Source organism: Belnapia mucosa (genome assembly GCF_016775475.1).
In the GTDB taxonomy this organism is placed as follows: domain Bacteria; phylum Pseudomonadota; class Alphaproteobacteria; order Acetobacterales; family Acetobacteraceae; genus Belnapia; species Belnapia mucosa.
In genome coordinates this window covers 106994-121869 of sequence record NZ_JAEUXJ010000004.1, presented here as the reverse complement: position 1 = coordinate 121869, position 14876 = coordinate 106994, and the positions used below count along the sequence as shown (strand labels likewise).

General features: G+C 70.4%; 15 protein-coding genes. 6 read left to right on the top strand and 9 right to left on the bottom strand.

Annotated features, from left to right (window positions below; translation table 11 throughout):
- Positions 1-6 precede the first annotated feature (6 nt).
- Genes JMJ55_RS11435 through JMJ55_RS11425 form a run of 3 tightly spaced genes read right to left on the bottom strand, consistent with a single transcriptional unit; the run spans position 7 to position 3623 of the window.
- A complete protein-coding gene (locus tag JMJ55_RS11435; protein ID WP_202825685.1) occupies positions 7-1422 on the bottom strand; it encodes an HlyD family type I secretion periplasmic adaptor subunit in 1416 nt (471 codons plus the stop codon).
- Positions 1419-3194, bottom strand: a complete 1776-nt coding sequence (locus tag JMJ55_RS11430) for a type I secretion system permease/ATPase (protein WP_202825684.1) — start codon at positions 3192-3194, stop codon at positions 1419-1421. Before JMJ55_RS11430 ends, JMJ55_RS11435 begins: the two co-directional genes overlap by 4 nt.
- A 3-nt stretch (positions 3195-3197) precedes the next feature.
- Entirely contained in the window at positions 3198-3623 is a 426-nt protein-coding gene (locus JMJ55_RS11425) for a hypothetical protein (RefSeq protein WP_202825683.1), read from the bottom strand.
- A gap of 412 nt (positions 3624-4035) precedes the next feature.
- Here JMJ55_RS11425 and JMJ55_RS11420 point away from each other — a divergent pair, with 412 nt between their 5' ends.
- On the top strand, positions 4036-5256 hold the full coding sequence (locus JMJ55_RS11420; protein ID WP_202825682.1) for an outer membrane beta-barrel protein: 1221 nt from the start codon (positions 4036-4038) through the stop codon (positions 5254-5256).
- Positions 5246-5998, top strand: coding sequence for a WecB/TagA/CpsF family glycosyltransferase (locus JMJ55_RS11415; protein WP_236033639.1), 753 nt, complete (start codon positions 5246-5248; stop codon positions 5996-5998). The genes JMJ55_RS11420 and JMJ55_RS11415 overlap by 11 nt, the downstream gene beginning before the upstream one ends.
- Here JMJ55_RS11415 and JMJ55_RS11410 read toward each other — a convergent pair.
- The 6 genes from JMJ55_RS11410 to JMJ55_RS11385 form a co-directional block, all read right to left on the bottom strand.
- Positions 5982-6212, bottom strand: coding sequence for a hypothetical protein (locus JMJ55_RS11410; protein ID WP_202825680.1), 231 nt, complete (start codon positions 6210-6212; stop codon positions 5982-5984). The genes JMJ55_RS11415 and JMJ55_RS11410 overlap by 17 nt on opposite strands.
- 5 nt (positions 6213-6217) lie before the next feature.
- A complete protein-coding gene (locus JMJ55_RS11405) occupies positions 6218-6508 on the bottom strand; it encodes a hypothetical protein (protein WP_202825679.1) in 291 nt (96 codons plus the stop codon).
- 62 nt (positions 6509-6570) lie between these two features.
- Positions 6571-7605 (bottom strand): glycosyltransferase family 2 protein, encoded by a 1035-nt coding sequence (locus JMJ55_RS11400; protein WP_202825678.1) that lies wholly within the window; start codon positions 7603-7605, stop codon positions 6571-6573.
- The gene (locus JMJ55_RS11395; RefSeq protein WP_202826059.1) at positions 7602-8576 is read right to left on the bottom strand and encodes a glycosyltransferase family 2 protein; all 975 of its coding nucleotides are present in this window, start codon (positions 8574-8576) and stop codon (positions 7602-7604) included. The genes JMJ55_RS11400 and JMJ55_RS11395 overlap by 4 nt, the downstream gene beginning before the upstream one ends.
- A 92-nt stretch (positions 8577-8668) precedes the next feature.
- Positions 8669-10171, bottom strand: coding sequence for an exopolysaccharide biosynthesis polyprenyl glycosylphosphotransferase (locus tag JMJ55_RS11390; RefSeq protein ID WP_202825677.1), 1503 nt, complete (start codon positions 10169-10171; stop codon positions 8669-8671).
- Positions 10171-10683 (bottom strand): GtrA family protein, encoded by a 513-nt coding sequence (locus JMJ55_RS11385; protein ID WP_202825676.1) that lies wholly within the window; start codon positions 10681-10683, stop codon positions 10171-10173. Before JMJ55_RS11385 ends, JMJ55_RS11390 begins: the two co-directional genes overlap by 1 nt.
- A gap of 191 nt (positions 10684-10874) precedes the next feature.
- Here JMJ55_RS11385 and JMJ55_RS11380 point away from each other — a divergent pair, with 191 nt between their 5' ends.
- The 4 genes from JMJ55_RS11380 to JMJ55_RS11365 all read left to right on the top strand — a co-directional run bounded on the left by JMJ55_RS11380 (position 10875) and on the right by JMJ55_RS11365 (position 14837).
- Entirely contained in the window at positions 10875-12050 is a 1176-nt protein-coding gene (locus JMJ55_RS11380; protein WP_202825675.1) for a GAF domain-containing sensor histidine kinase, read from the top strand.
- 62 nt (positions 12051-12112) lie between these two features.
- On the top strand, positions 12113-13087 hold the full coding sequence (locus tag JMJ55_RS11375) for a DctP family TRAP transporter solute-binding subunit (RefSeq protein WP_202825674.1): 975 nt from the start codon (positions 12113-12115) through the stop codon (positions 13085-13087).
- A complete protein-coding gene (locus tag JMJ55_RS11370; protein ID WP_202825673.1) occupies positions 13084-13554 on the top strand; it encodes a TRAP transporter small permease in 471 nt (156 codons plus the stop codon). Before JMJ55_RS11375 ends, JMJ55_RS11370 begins: the two co-directional genes overlap by 4 nt.
- Complete coding sequence (locus JMJ55_RS11365) at positions 13551-14837, top strand: TRAP transporter large permease (RefSeq protein ID WP_202825672.1); 1287 nt, start codon at positions 13551-13553, stop codon at positions 14835-14837. The genes JMJ55_RS11370 and JMJ55_RS11365 overlap by 4 nt, the downstream gene beginning before the upstream one ends.
- Positions 14838-14876 lie beyond the last annotated feature (39 nt).

Genomic DNA, 14876 nt, shown 5'->3' with positions numbered 1-14876 from the left:
CAGGTCCTATTGCTCGCGGAAGGCGCGGTGGAAGCTGTCCCGGATCGGCTGGGTGATGTAGCGGAAGAAGCTACGCTCGCCGATCTGGATATGCGCCTCGACCGGCATGCCGGGGGTGAGGAAGACGTTCGGCAGGCTCGCCAGCTGTTCCTGGTCGATCAGCACGAAGGCCCGATAGTATTGCTGCCGCGTCTGGTCATTGGTGGTCACGTCCGCCGCGACCCAGGTCACCTGTCCGTGCATATAGGGCACCAGCCGCTGCTTGAAGGCGGGCAGCCGGACCTCGGCGCGGAGGCCGGGATAGACCACGTCGATGTCGTTCGGCTGGACATTCACCTCGGCGACCAGGCGGTCATGCTCCGGCACCAGGTCCATGACCGGGTCGCCCGGCTTCACCACGGCACCCAGGGTGAAGATCCGCAGGTTGACGATGGTGCCGTCCTCCGGCGCGACGATGTCGCGGCGGGTCACCACATCGGCGGCGGCGCGCAGCTTCTCCTCGGCCTCGGCCAGCTTGCCGCGGACATCACGCAGCTCCTGCGAGTTGTCCTGCATCCGCTGCTCGACCGTCTGCTGGATCTGCTTCCGCGCCTCGGCGATCGCGCCATTGGCGCGGTCGATCTGGCCGTTCAGGTCCTCGATGCTGCCCTCGAGCCCGGCGAAGCTGCGCTGGAGCGCGAGCAGCTGCGGCAGGCGCTGCAGGCCCTGGTTCACCAGACCGCGGGTCATCTCCTCCTCCTGCTTGATCAGCGCGAGCTGACGGCGGGTGGAGCTGAGCTGGCCGCGGGCGCCGGCGATGACCGCCTGCTGCTGGTCGATGCGGGCCTGGAAGACCTGCACCTGGCTGTTCAGGCTGGCGGTCCGGGCCTCGAACAGGGCGCGCTGGCCGGCGACGCTGTCGAGCGCCCGGGCATTCGCGGCCTGCAGCAGCTCGGCCGGGAAGGTGATCTCGCGGGCCTGGGTCAGTTCGGCATTCAGCCGGGCATCCTGGGCCATCAGCGCCCAGCGCTGCGCCCGCAGCGTCTCGAGCGAGGCATCGGCCTGGATATCGTCGAGCCGCATCAGGACCTGACCCTTCTGCACCTTGTCGCCATCGCGCGCCGCGATCTCGCGCACGATGCCGCCTTCAAGGTGCTGGATGGTCCGTCGGGTGCCCTCGACCCGGATGGTGCCGGGGGCGATGGAGGCCTCGGCCAGAGGGGCGAAAACAGCCCAGGCGAGGCCGCCGACGACGAAGACCAGGAAGACCAGCAGGCCGACCGCCATGACGCCACGGGTGCGCGGCGCCGGGGCATCCAGCAGCGGGTCGAAGGGGAAGGGCGGCAGGGTGCCGCCCAGCTCGCGCCCGCCGATCGGGGCAAGGGCGCGGGAGGAGGGGGCGATGGCCGGCAGGTTGCCGCCGGGCTGGGTGGTGACGCTCATCGGGCGGCACTCCCCTCGAGGCGAGGCATGGGCGTGGCGCCGTTCGGCACCTCGGCGGGGCGGGGCGGGCTCATCAGGCGCTTCAGCACCTCGGCCCGCGGGCCGAACATCTCCATCGCGCCGTCCTTCAGCAGCAGCACCTTGTCCACCCCCTGCACCAGGGTCGGGCGGTGCGAGACCAGCACCACAGTCGTATCCTGGGCCTTCAGCCGCTCCAGCGCCTGGGTCAGCGCCGCTTCGGAATCGCCGTCGAGATTGCTGTTCGGCTCATCCAGCACGACCAGCTTCGGCCGGCCGAACATGGCCCGCGCCAGGCCGATCAGCTGCCGCTGGCCGCCCGAGAGATACTGGCCGCCATCGCCGATCTCGGTCTCGTAGCCGTTCGGCAGGCGGAGGATCATCTCATGGCAGCCGGCGAGCTTCGCGGCCTCGTAGACGGCCTCCGGCTCGGCTTCCGCCATGCGGGCGATGTTGCGGAAGACGGTGCCGTCGAACAGCTCCACATCCTGCGGCAGGTAGCCGACATGGCGGCCGAAATCCTCGCGCATCCACTGATAGACATCGGCGCCGTCCAGCCGGACCGTGCCGGCCGAGGCGGGCAGCGTGCCGATCAGCAGCCGGATCAGCGTGGTCTTGCCGGCGGCCGAGGGGCCGATCACGGCCAAGCTCTCGCCCGGCGTGAGGCTGAAATTCACGCCCTTGATCATGGCGACGCCCTGGCCCGGGAAGGCGTAGGAGACGCGCTCGACCGAGAGCTTGCCGACCGGCTCCGGCAGGGGGAGGCCCGGCGGGCGCAGCCGCGGCATGGCGAGGAAGCTCTGCAGCCGGCGGAAGCTCTGCCGGGCGGAGACCAGCTGCTTCCAGCCGCCGATCATCTGCTCCACCGGCGCCAGCGCCCGGCCCATGATGATCGAGCCGGCGATGGAGGCGCCCGAGGTCAGCTCCTGCTGGAGGACCAGATAGGCGCCGACGCCGAGGATCGCGATCTGCACCGCGAGGCGGAAGAACTTCGTCATGGCGACGAGGTAGGAGGCGCGGTCGGCGGCGCGCTGCTGCGGCACCGTCATCGCCGCGACCGATTCCCGCCAGCGGCCGATGACCGAAGGCAGCATCCCCATGCTGTCGATCACCTCGGCATTGCGGGAGATCGCATCCGCCCGGCGCTGCGAGGCCATGGCGGCGGTATTCGCCTGGCGCAGCAGGGAGGAGGTGGAGAGCTCCGAGGCCAGGGTCAGGCCGAACAGCACCACCGCGCCGCCGAGGGCGATCAGCCCCATCACCGGATGCAGCAGGAAGATGACGCCGATATAGACCGGCACCCAGGGGATGTCATAGAGCGAGAGCGCGCCGGGGGAGCCGAGATAGCCGCGGCAGACCGCCAGGTCGCGCAGCGCCTCCATCCGGTAGGGCCGGCCGCGCAGCGTGCCCTCCAGCGCCCGGACGAAGCCCTCGGGCGCGACCCGGTGCTCCACCCAGGTGCCGATCCGCTGCATGACCTTGCCGCGCACCGCTTCCAGCACCGCCAGCACGCCGATGGCGGCGACCGCGATGATCGAGAGGTAGAGCAGGGTGTCCAGCACGCGGGTGGCCAGCACCCGGTCGAAGACCTGCATCATATAGACGGAGGTCGTGAGCTGGAGGAGGTTCACGACGCCGCTGAAGACCCCGACCAGCATGAACTGGGTGCGGCAGGCCTGGAGGGCGCGGCGGAGCGGGGTGTCGGCGGAGAATTCGGCGCCGGCGGGACCGGAAGCGGGGCGGGTGAAGGACATGCGTCAGCCTGCCAGCAGGCCGGTGATGCCGGCCAGGGTTTCGGGGTGCATCGCCAGCCAGCCACCGGCGAGGGCGACCAGCGCCATCGCCGCGAGGTTGGCGGCCATCAGGCGGAGAAAGCCGGGTGGACGGCGAAGCCGCCCGAGCTGCTCGGCCACCGCCTCCTGCCGCAGCCGCTCGACATTATTATGAAGATAGCGCAGCGCGTGGTCACAAAGCGCCGCCTCCGCTTCACGTTGCAGGCGAGAGACGGCCTCCGGCGCTGCCGGCTCGCCCCGTTCGGCGGCGAGGGCGAAGGCCAGCAGGCCGGTCAGCCGGTCCTCGCAGCGGAAGGCCGCCGGATCGGGCAGGGCGGCCTCGGTCCGCGGTTCCGGTACGGGTGCGGCCGGGGCGGGAGGACCCGCCCGGAAAGTCTCGATGCTGGCCATCGCTTGGCTCCATCCTGGGCCGGCCATGGGGAGGCGATGATACGCCGGTTCCGGCGAATCGGGCGAGCCTGTCCCACATGGCGGTGACACGTGACCCCTTGCCGGGAGGCGCAAGGGGTGGCGCTAAGGTCGAATACGCACTGCGCCGCCGGCGAATTGCAACCCTCTTCGGGCCTTATTGCTGGACGGTAACCGGTGACAACGCTTATGTTCCGCAACGATTCCATGCCGTCCGGCCGCGTCCTTCCGGCCACACTCGGCAACAACCCTGCCGGGCGTAAGGAAATCATGAGAGAACGTGATCGTTGCATGCACACTCCGGCGGCAACCCGTGCTACGGAGGCCGGGGGACCAGAATGACGGGGAAATGGTAGTGAAAAGCTTTCCAGGCTGGGCATTCTGGGGCTTGGTGATGGCTGGCTTGCCGTATGGCGAGGCGCTCGCCCAGCTCGGCAACGTGCCCGATGTGGCCCGCGGTGTGACCGTTACCAGCCGCCAGCGTTCCGACTACAACCCGCTCGGCGTCCGGCTCGGCGGCTTCCGCCTGGACGGCTCGGTCGAGGCCGGCGGCGGCTGGGACAGCAACATCTTCGGCCGCAAGAACAGCATCAAATCGGATGCCTATGTGGACGAGGCAGCCCGCATCAACCTCGAGAGCGACTGGACCCGGCATGCGGTCGGCGCCTCGGTGAACATGGATGCGCGGCAGTACTTCAAGCAGAGCAGCCAGGACTGGCAGGACTTCGATGTCGGCGGCTTCGGCCGTTATGATTTCTCGTCCTCGACCAATCTCCAGGCGCAGTACCGCCACTACCGCGACCACCTCGACGTCTACAGTGCCGATGTGCAGAGCGCCGGCATCTCCCAGCCGGTGCCATACAACTCGGATGAGTTCGTGGTCGCCGGCACCACCCGGCTGAACCGGCTCGGGCTGATCGCCCAAGGCGTCTACCGGACCTTCGACTTCGAGAATGTCCCTGGCCTCAACACCCAGGTCTCCCGCAACAGCTTCAACACCACGGTCGGCGCCATCGGCGCCAGCTATTCCCTGGCGCCGGGGCGGAACATCACCACGATCGTCCGCGTCCAGGATATCAGCTATACCGCCAACGACCCCAGCGTCCGCGCCCGCGACAGCTTCACCTGGGAGGCGCTGACGGGCTTCGACTACGACTTCGACGGTCTCTGGCAGGGCCGCATCGCGGTCGGCTGGCGGCAGCGCGAATATCGCGGGCCGAATATCCGCACCCTCCAGGGCCCGGCATTCGAGGGCAGCCTGAGCTATGTGCCGACCCAGCTCACCACCCTCCGCCTCCTCGTCTCGCGCACCATCGAGGAATCGATCCGCCAGGATGCGGTGAGCTACCAGCGCACCCAGCTCGGCCTTTCGGTCGACCACGAATACCTGCGGAACGTCATCCTGCATGGCGAGGTGAAGGGCGACCGCCGCGAATACGAACGGCCCAGCCAGCGCTCGACCGATGCGCTGCTGATCCTCTCGGCCCGCTACCTGCTGAACCGCAACATGCAGGTCATCGGCAGCTACGCCTATACCCGGCGGCTCGAGTCGACCGGCGGCTTCACCGAGTATGACCGCAACCTGCTGCAGGTCCGGCTGCGCTTTGACCTCTGACCCGGGGGGCCGCCGGCTCCTCGGCCTCGACTTCGCGGACCTGACCCTGCCGGACGTGCTGGCCGCCTTCCGAGCGCGGCCGGCCGAGGCACCCTTCGGCTATGTCGTGACGCCGAACGCCGACCATCTGGTGCGGCTGGCCCGCAACCCGGCGCTCGGCCCGCTCTATGACGGGGCCTGGATGCGGCTGCTGGACAGCCGGGTGGTGGCGCGGCTGGCCGGGCTCTTCGGCCTCCAGGCGCCGGCGGTCGTCCCCGGCAGCGACCTGACCGCCGCGCTGCTGGCCAGCTTGCCGAAGGATGAGCCGGTCGCCGTGCTCGGCCTCGCCCCGGCGGCGCTGGAGCGGCTGGCGGCCAGCACCGGCCTCCGCCGCATCGCCCATCACAACCCGCCCATGGGCTTCGAGCACGACCCGGCCGCCTTCGAAGCGGCGGTTCGCTTCCTCGAGGAGACGCCGGCCCGTTACACCTTCCTCGCCGTCGGCTCGCCGCGGCAGGAAAGGGTCGCCCAGGCCGCTGCCGCCCGCGGACGGGCCCGCGGCATCGGCCTCTGCATCGGCGCCAGCCTGCTCTTCCTCACAGGGGAGGAGCGGCGGGCGCCGGGCCCGGTGCAGCGGGCGGGGATGGAATGGGCTTGGCGCCTGATGCAGGACCCGAAGCGGCTGGCCCGCCGCTACCTGGTCGACAGCCCCGCCATCATCGCCTTGCTTCGGCGGGAGGCCCGACTCAACCGCGGCGGCTGAGCAACCGGGCAACCAGCATCAGCGCCAGCCCGGCCAGGATCACGCCATAGGTGCGGGGGTCCTCCCGCAACGCCTCCACCACCGCCTGCGGAATCCAGAGCAGCGCGTCCAGCACCGCCGAGGGGATCCACATGATGGCATCCCAGCCGAAAAGCTGCGCCGCGATGCCGAGCGCCACCAGGATCGTCCCGGCCGACCAGAGAAACCGCGCCATCGCGCCTATTGCCCCCGGAAGGCGATGGCGTTGCGCAAGGCGTGCACGATCAGTTCCATCCGCCGCTCGAACCCTACCGCGGCGCCCGGCCGGCCTGCTTCCTCGGCGCCGATCACGCCGCGGAAGACGGCGCCTTCCAGCTGCGCCGCCATCAATTCCATGGATCGCAGCGCCACCTCGGCGCCGCCGCCCTCCATCGCCGCCCGCAGCACGGCGATCTCGCCGAAGGCCGCGGCCAGGGCTGTTTCCAGGGCGACGATCTCGCCCAGCATCTCATCCGACCGCTCGTCCGGCATCGCCCGCCTGTCCCGTCAGGAATGGGAGATGGGGGCCGGACCTGCCGGGCTCAACCGGGATGTCAGCTGCGGGCCGCTCCGGGCAGCGCCGCCAGCAATTCCGCCCGCACCCGCCGCGCCATGCCGCCGCGATAGGCAGCGTCGTTCCGCGCCAGATAGTCCCGTGCCGCCGGGTCCAGCCGATAGAGCGATTCGGTGCCCGGCGCCGGGCGGAAGCGCCGCCACATGCGGATGGCATCCGGCCCGGCCCGGAGGCCCTGCGCCAGCACCCCGTTCCGCGCGCCCTTCACCTGATAGGCCAGGAAACGCGGCAGGAGCGAAGCCGGGGCGAGGCCGTATTTCAGCCCGATATAGATGCGGTTGCGGACGAAATGGTACCAGCGCGTGCCGGACCAGGCGAAGCGGTGCTCGCCGCTGACCTTGTGCCGCACGGCGATGTCGCCGCGATAGCGGATGCGCTGCCCGGCATTGATGGCGCGCAGCGCGAAGTCGAACTCCTCCCAGCAGAAGAAGAGGGCATCGTCATAGCCCCCCGTCTCCTCGAAATCGCGCCGGCGGATGGCATGGCCGGCGCCGACGAAGGTGCAGACATCGAAGCTGTCGGCCGCCCGCGGCAGCAGCGCCGGCGGATAGCCCCAGGAGGACACATCCTCCGCCCCGCTGCTGAAGACCAGGATGCGGCAGGCAAGCGCGGCGATATCCGGCTCGGCATCCAGCGCCCGGACGGCGCGGGCCAGGGTATCGGCGTCCTCGAATTCGGCATCGTTGTCGAGGGCGAAGACCACCCGCCCCTGGCCGAGCGCCGTTGCCCGGTTGCGCCCGCCGGCGACGCCCCAATTCCGGTCGAGCCGCACCAGCGTCGCATCCGGCGCATCCGCCACCGCCGCGGTCAGCCGGGCCAGGTTCTCCGGCCGGCTGCCCTGGTCGGTGATCCAGACATGCTTGGTGATGCCCATCTGGGCGCGGGCCGAGGCGATGGCGGCGATGGTGTCCTCGGCCCGGTCGAGGGCGAGGATGATGACATCGGCATCGACCGGACCGGCCGGCCCAGAGGCGCCGGCAATGTGCTCGGGTGTCGGGTAGGGGCCGAGGCTCATGGTGTCTCCTCGAAATCCGGGGCCGGCTGGGCGAGATAGGCGATGCGCTTGGCCTCCTGCCGGCCGCGGGTGACGGTGTCGAGGATCAGGCCGCAGGCGAAGGAGAGGAAGGAGAGCAGCACGAGGCCGGTCGAGAGCACCGCCGTCGGCAGCCGCGGCACCAGGCCGGTGGCGAGGAAGGTGCTGACCAGCGGTGCCGCCAGCACCAGGGCGAGGGCCAGCAGCACCAGCGCGGCCGCCGAGAAGAACATCAGCGGCCGCTCCCGCTGCACCAGCGTCACGATGGTGCGCAGGATGCGGAAGCCGTCGCGATAGGTGTTCAGCTTGCTGGTCGAGCCGGCCGGGCGTTCCTTGTAGCGTGTCCGCAGCTCGCCGACCGGCAGCCGCAGTTCCAGCGCATGGACGGTGAACTCGGTCTCCGTCTCGAAGCCGGAGGCCAACGCCGGGAAGCTCTTCACGAAGCGGCGGGAAAAGACGCGGTAGCCGGAGAGCATGTCGGAGATGCGGTCGCCGAAGACGTTGCGCACCATGCCGGTGAGGACCGCATTGCCTAGCTGGTGGCCAGGCCGATAGGCGGCGGCGGCCACTTCCTCGGGCGTGACCCGCACGCCGGTCACCATGTCGAGCCGCTCCGCGAAGAGCATCCTGAGCATCTCGGGCGCGGAGGTGGCGTCATAGGTGTCGTCGCCATCGACCAGCACATAGGCATCGGCCTCGATATCGGCGAACATCCGCCGCACGACATGGCCCTTGCCTTGCAGGAACTCGGTCCGGACCAGGGCGCCGGCCGCGCGCGCCGCGGCAACCGTCCCGTCCTTCGAGTTGTTGTCGTAGACATAGACGGTGGCCCCGGGCAGGGCGGCGCGGAAGGCGGCGACCACGCGCGGGATCGCCACTTCCTCGTTGTAGCAGGGGATCAGCACGGCAATTCGCGGCATGGCACGGCACTCGGGCCGGAGGTCCGGCCGCATTTCGGCATGGGTATCGGGCAAGGGCGGTCTCCGCTCGGTTGCCGTTCCGTATCGGGCGATTATGGCGTCCGCATGGTCCTGCTGATCACCGATCAGCAGGCATTCTTCATGCGAACCACCGCGAGCAGGGTCCGGACCAGGATGGTGAAGTCGAGCCAGGGCGACCAGGTATCGATATATTCGAGGTCGCTCTCGACCCGGCGGAGCAGCTTGTCCTCGGTCTCGGTCGGGCCGCGCCAGCCGCGCACCTGGGCCAGGCCGGTGAGGCCGGGCTTCACCCGGTGCCGCGCCGCATAGCGGGCCGCGACTTCCTCGAAGGGCCGGCCGCCGGCCCGGGTGCCGGGCGCATGCGGCCGCGGGCCGATGAAGGACATCTCGCCGCGGATGATGTTGAGGATCTGCGGCAACTCGTCGAGGGAGGTGCGGCGGAGCACGGCGCCGACACGCGTCACCCGCGAATCGCCGGCCCGGACCTGCTGGGCCACGGTGTAGTCCAGCTTCTCCTGATACATCGTGCGGAATTTCAGCACGTAGAAGGGCTGGTCGTTGAAGCCGGTGCGGCGCTGCCGGAACAGCACCGGGCCGGGGCTGTCGAGCTTCACCGCCAGGGCGATCAGCAGCATCGGCACGGCGCAGATGGCCAGGGCCAGCACCGCCAGGCTATAATCCTCGATCGCCTTCACCGCCGCGCCCCAGCCGCGGATCGGCCGGTCGGCCAGCCGCAGCAGGCGCAGCCGCTCCGCCTCCGGCCCCGAGAGGCCAGGGCTGCGATAGGCCATCAGGTCCGGCGCCAGGCGCACATCCACCGGGTAGTCGGCGAAATGCCGCAGCAGGGCCTGCATCCGCGCCTCGGCTGCCCAGGGCAGGGCCAGGATCACCTGGTCCACCTCGCCGCGACGGATCATGGCACCCAGCGCCTCGATCGAGCCGAGATAGGGCAGGCCGTTGCGCTGGCCACCGGTATGCTGGGCCCGGCGGTCATCCACCATCCCGATCAGCTCGATGCTGCGGTCCTGCCGGCCGCGCAGCGCGGCGACGAAGCGGGCCGCCTGCGGCCCGTCGCCCACCACCACCGCACGCTGGCGGGTGCGTTCGGCCGCGGCGCGAAGCGCCAACCCCGCCGCCAGCCGGCCGCAGAGCAGCGGCGCCGTCGCCATCGCCAGCCAGACCAGGGCAAGGCCGGGCGGGAAGGAATTATGCGCGCCGAGCACCGTCGCCGCCAGCGCCAGCCCGCCACCACCCAGCACCAGCCCGGCCAGCGTCGCCAGCGCCGCGCGCCGGTTGCCGTAGAGCGAGGAGTGCTGATAGCCGCCAAGCGCCGCGATCATGCAGGGCACCAGCACGGCAAGGAAGCCGATCAGCGCCGGCTCGGGCCGGCCGGAGGGCATCGGCAGCGCCTGCAAGGCAACGCCCGCGAGCACCACCGCCATCCCGTCCAGCAGTGCAACCAGCGTCGCCAGCAGGACCGGCGACAGCGGCGCCTGGAGCGGCAGCGCCGGATGGGCGCCGCGTGCCTCATCGGCGAAGCGGCCCCAGCCGAGCTCCGCCACGGCAGGCATCAGTCGCCGTTCGGCGGCATGCGGTTTGGGCGGCATCACCCCTTCCATGCGGAGGCTCCCTCGGTCCCGGCACAAGGGTTGGCGGCGCCGAAGACGAAGCGCCGCGTGACGAAGAAATTGGCGACCATCCCGGCCAGCGAGCCGGCCGCGACGCCCAGCACCGGATGCGCCGCCACCAGCGGCACCGTGGCCAGCAGGGCGGCATAGGTGCCGTAGTTGAAGACGAAGCCGATCAGGTTCACTGCCAGGAACAGCGCCCATTGCCGGGCCGCGGCGCGGCCCGAGGCGCGGGGCGCCGAGCGGAAGGTCCAGGCGCGGTTCAGGGCATAGGTGGTGCTGGCCGCTGCGACATAGGAGAGCACGCGGCCGAACCAGGGGCCGGTGCCGAGCGCGATCCCCGCCGTCAGCACGCCCGCATCCACCAGGAAGCCGACGACACCGACCACGCCGAAGCGAAACAGTTCGCCCGCCACCCGACCAAAGGCCGGGCCGCCGGCGCGAGGCAGGGCAGGGTCTGGCAAGGCAGGGCCGGATAAGGCAGAGGTCATGAAGTGCATCCTGAATACAGAGTGCTTACGCGGTGACCGGCTCGACGACAAACCACGGCGCGGTGACAAGTCGCTGTTCGGGCTGGAGATGGCACCGTTCAGGTGTCACTTTCCGCGGCGCAACATGGATGGTCCCGGCAAGCCGGGTACGGGCTGCCTTAGCATTGCCCTCCAGGGACCAGGACAGAGGTATGGCTGAAGATTTTGCCGAGGATGTGGCCAGGATCGGAGAGATCACGATCATCCCGACCATCCTCGATGTTGTCTGTCGTGTCACCGGGCTGCGCTTCGCCGCCATCGCGCGGGTGACCGAGGGGCGCTGGATCGCCTGCGCGGTCCGCGACGAGATCGCCTTCGGCCTCGCCCCGGGTGGGGAGCTGGCCGTCGAGACCACACTCTGCCACGAGGTCCGCTGCGAGCAGCGGCTGGTCGTCATCGACGACGTGGCCGCGGACCCGGTCTATCGCCACCACCACACTCCGGCCCAGTATGGCTTCCGCAGCTATATCTCGGTGCCGATTCGCCGCCCCGATGGCAGCTTCTTCGGCACCCTCTGCGCCATCGACCCGGCGCCGAACCGGCTGGCGACGCCGGACACCATCGGCATGTTCGAGATGTTCGCCCAGGTCATCGGCCATTATCTCGGCACCATCGACCAGGCGCGGGCGAATGAGGTGCGGCTGCTCGACGAGCGCAAGGCGGCGGCGCTGCGGGAGCAGTTCATCGCCGTGCTGGGCCATGACCTGCGCAACCCGCTGGCCGCCATCGATGGCGGCGTGCGGCTGCTGCGCAAGACCCCGCTGAACGCCCAGGCCCTGACGCTGCTCGGGATGATGCAGGCGAGCGTCGTCCGGATGGGCGGGCTGATCGATGCGGTGGTCGATTTCGCGCGGTTCCGCCTGGGCGGCGGCTTGGCGCTGGACCGGGAGGCGGTGCCGATCGAGGCCCTGCTCCGCCAGGTGGTGGCCGAATTGCAGGCGGGCCGGCAGGACTGGCCGGTCGAGACCGCCTTCGACCTGCCGCCCATCATGTCCGGGGACCGTCGGCGCCTCGCCCAGCTCGCCTCCAACCTGCTCGGCAATGCGATGAGCCATGGCGCCCCGGATCTGCCGGTGCGGCTGGAGGCGCGGGTGGAGGCCGGCTGGTTCGAGCTGATCGTCGCCAATGGCGGGGAGCCGATTCCCCCCGAAATCCGCGAGAGCATCTTCGAGCCCTTCGCCCGCGGCAGCCTGCGGCCGCATCAGGGCGGGCTCGGGCTCGGCCTCTACATCGCCCGGCGAATCGCCGAGGCGCATGGCGGACGGATCGAGCTCGCCTCGACGCCGGAGGAGACGCGCTTCACCTTCCGGATGCCTGTCGCGGGCTAGGACGGTTTCATTCCGGCAGGCCGCCGCCTAATCTGGGTCACGCCCCAGTGAAGGAATGCCGCATGCCGATCAGCCGCCGCAGCCTGGCGCTCGCCGCCCCGGCCCTCCTGCTCGGCCGCGCCGCGGCGGGCCAGACCCGGCTCCGCCTCGCCCATACCCTACAGCCGACCCATAGCTGGAACATCGCCGCCGAGGGCTTCGCGCGCGAAGCGAATGAGCGGAGCAACGGGCGGCTTTCGGTGCAGGTCTTCCCGGGCGGCCAGCTCGGTGCCGCCCGGCAGGTGCTGGAGGGGCTGCAGACCGGCACGGTGGAGCTGACCATCGTCGGCTCCTCCGACCTCAACAGCTTCGAGGCGCGGATGGGCATCGTCGAGATGCCCTATGCCTGGCTGTCGCGGGAACAGGCCTTCTCGGCGCTGGAAGGCCCGCTTGGCGATGCCCTGGCGAAGCTGCTGGACGGGCGGGGGATGACCCATCTCGGCCTCTGGGAGAACGGGCTGCGCCACGTGACCAACCGGCGCCAGCCGATCCGCCTGCCCGCCGATCTGCGCGGCCTCAAGATCCGTACCCCGCCCGACCGGGTGCGGGTCGATACCTTCCGCGCGCTCGGCGCCGAGCCGGCGCCGCTGGCCTTCGGCGAGCTCTATTCCGCCCTTCAGCAGGGGCTGTTCGACGCACAGGAGAATCCGCTCTCGATCGTCTTCACCTCCTCCTTCTTCGAGGTGCAGAAATACATGTCCTATACCGGCCATGTCTGGGGCGGGGCGCATCTGCTGGCCGCGAAGCGGGTGCATGACCGGCTGGCGCCGCCCGACCGCGCGCTGCTGGCCGAGCTGGGCCGCAAATGGGGCGTCGCCCAGCGGAAGATGATCGAGGAATCGGATGCCGAATTCGCCGCCAAGCTCAGCGAGCGCGGCATGCAGTTCAACGAGGTGGACAAGCCCGCCTTCCAACGCGCGGTGCAGCCCATCTGGGCGCAGTACGAGCAGGCCTTCGGCCCGGAGATCATGGCGCTCTATCGCCGCGCCACGGCATGAGGCGGATCGCGGACGGGCTCGCCGCCCTCTGCCTCGGCCTGGCCGCGGCGCTGACGGCGGCGATCGCGGCGGCGGTGATCTGGACCGTCCTCGCCCGCTACCTGTTCGGCCGCACTCCGGCCTGGACTGAGGAATTGCCGCGCATCCTGATGCTCTGGGCAGTCTTCCTCGGCATGGTCTGGTGCACCGCGCGGGGGACCAATCTGGAGGCCGGGCTGCTCGACCTCTGGGCGCGCGGGCCGCGGCTGCGGGCGGCGATGCGGGCCCTGGCGGAGGTGCTGGTCGCCGTCTTCTGCGCCACCCTGGCGATGACCGCCGCCGAGATGGCCGAGATCACCTGGGACGGCACCACCCCGGCGCTGGAGCTGACGGCGGCCATCTTCTACCTGCCGGTCGCGATCGGCGGGGCGCTGGCGGCGCTGCTGCAATTGCCGCGCATCACCGCCGCGCTCGGGGCCGCGCGATGACACTCGGCGTCTGGGTGCTGCTCGCGGCCCTCACGGCGACGCTGGCGATCGACGTTCCCGTCGCCTTCGGCCTCGGTCTCTCGGCACTCGTCTATCTGCTGGTCTTCGACGCGGCGCCGGTGGTGGTGGTGGCGCAGCGCATGGTGGGCGGGCTGGACAGTTTTCCGCTGCTGGCGATCCCGCTTTTCCTGCTGGCCGGCAACCTGATGACCGGGGCGGGGCTGACGCGCCGCATCGCCGATCTCTGCACCGCCTTCGTCGGGCATTGGCGCGGGGGCTTGGGGGCCGCGGCGGTGCTGGGCTGCGGGCTATTCAGCGCGCTTTCCGGCTCCTCCATCGCCGATGTGGTGGCGATCGGCGGCATCCTGCTGCCGGCCATGGCCCGGCAGGGCTATCCGGCCGGCTTCTCCTGCGCGCTGCTGGGCTCGGCCGGGACGCTTGGCCAGGTGATCCCGCCCTCCATCGTCATGGTGGTCTATGCGACGCTCACCAATGTCTCGGTCGGGCAGCTCTTCCTGGCGGGCTTCATCCCCGGCGCGGTGCTGGCGGGGCTGTTGATGGCGGCCTCGGTCGTGCTCGCCCGCCGGCATGGCTGGGGGGCGGAGGCGGTGCCCTTCAGCGCCGCCCGGGCCTTGCAGGCGCTGCGGGAAAGCCTGCTGGCGCTGGTCGTCCCGGTCATCATCGTCGGCGGCATCCGTCTCGGCCTCGCCACGCCGACCGAGGCGGCGGGGCTCGCGGTGCTCTATGCCCTGCTGGTCGGGCTGCTGGTCGAGCGCAGCATGACGGCGCGCGACATCTGGGCGGCGCTGCGCGATGCCGCCGAGGGGACGGCGGCGATCCTGCTGGTGATCGCGACCGCCAGCCTGTTCGGCTGGATTCTGGCCGCCGAGCGGATGCCGCAGGCGATCACCGAGGCCATCACCGGCTGGACCGACAGCCGCGCCCTGGTGCTGCTGCTGCTGACCCTGGTGCTGCTGCTGCTCGGCACCTTCATGGAGGCGCTGGCGACCGTCATCATCCTGGCGCCGGTGCTGATGCCGCTGCTGGCGGCCTACCGGATCGACCCGGTGCATTTCGGCCTGCTGCTGATCGTCAATGTCTCGATCGGCGGGGCGACGCCGCCGCTCGGCGTCAACCTGATGGCGGCCTGCCGGGTGGCCGGCATCCGGGAGGCGGAGACCTATCGCTGGCTGCTCCCCTTGCTTGGGGTGCTGACCGCCGGGCTGCTGGTGATGACCTATTGGGAGGATTCGGTGATGGGGCTGCCGCGCTGGATCGGTTGAAGGGTGCTTCACCCCGGCCACGAAACCGCTACTGTCCGG

Coding starts and splice junctions, on each gene's coding strand:
- JMJ55_RS11420 (WP_202825682.1), top strand. CDS start 4,036: ATGGCTGGCTTGCCGTATGGCGAGGCGCTCGCCCAGCTCGGCAACGTG.
- JMJ55_RS11425 (WP_202825683.1), bottom strand. CDS start 3,623: ATGGCCAGCATCGAGACTTTCCGGGCGGGTCCTCCCGCCCCGGCCGCA.
- JMJ55_RS11400 (WP_202825678.1), bottom strand. CDS start 7,605: ATGAGCCTCGGCCCCTACCCGACACCCGAGCACATTGCCGGCGCCTCT.
- JMJ55_RS11370 (WP_202825673.1), top strand. CDS start 13,084: ATGAGGCGGATCGCGGACGGGCTCGCCGCCCTCTGCCTCGGCCTGGCC.
- JMJ55_RS11435 (WP_202825685.1), bottom strand. CDS start 1,422: ATGAGCGTCACCACCCAGCCCGGCGGCAACCTGCCGGCCATCGCCCCC.
- JMJ55_RS11405 (WP_202825679.1), bottom strand. CDS start 6,508: ATGCCGGACGAGCGGTCGGATGAGATGCTGGGCGAGATCGTCGCCCTG.
- JMJ55_RS11380 (WP_202825675.1), top strand. CDS start 10,875: ATGGCTGAAGATTTTGCCGAGGATGTGGCCAGGATCGGAGAGATCACG.
- JMJ55_RS11395 (WP_202826059.1), bottom strand. CDS start 8,576: ATGCGGCCGGACCTCCGGCCCGAGTGCCGTGCCATGCCGCGAATTGCC.
- JMJ55_RS11390 (WP_202825677.1), bottom strand. CDS start 10,171: ATGCCGCCCAAACCGCATGCCGCCGAACGGCGACTGATGCCTGCCGTG.
- JMJ55_RS11430 (WP_202825684.1), bottom strand. CDS start 3,194: ATGTCCTTCACCCGCCCCGCTTCCGGTCCCGCCGGCGCCGAATTCTCC.
- JMJ55_RS11365 (WP_202825672.1), top strand. CDS start 13,551: ATGACACTCGGCGTCTGGGTGCTGCTCGCGGCCCTCACGGCGACGCTG.
- JMJ55_RS11410 (WP_202825680.1), bottom strand. CDS start 6,212: ATGGCGCGGTTTCTCTGGTCGGCCGGGACGATCCTGGTGGCGCTCGGC.
- JMJ55_RS11385 (WP_202825676.1), bottom strand. CDS start 10,683: ATGACCTCTGCCTTATCCGGCCCTGCCTTGCCAGACCCTGCCCTGCCT.
- JMJ55_RS11375 (WP_202825674.1), top strand. CDS start 12,113: ATGCCGATCAGCCGCCGCAGCCTGGCGCTCGCCGCCCCGGCCCTCCTG.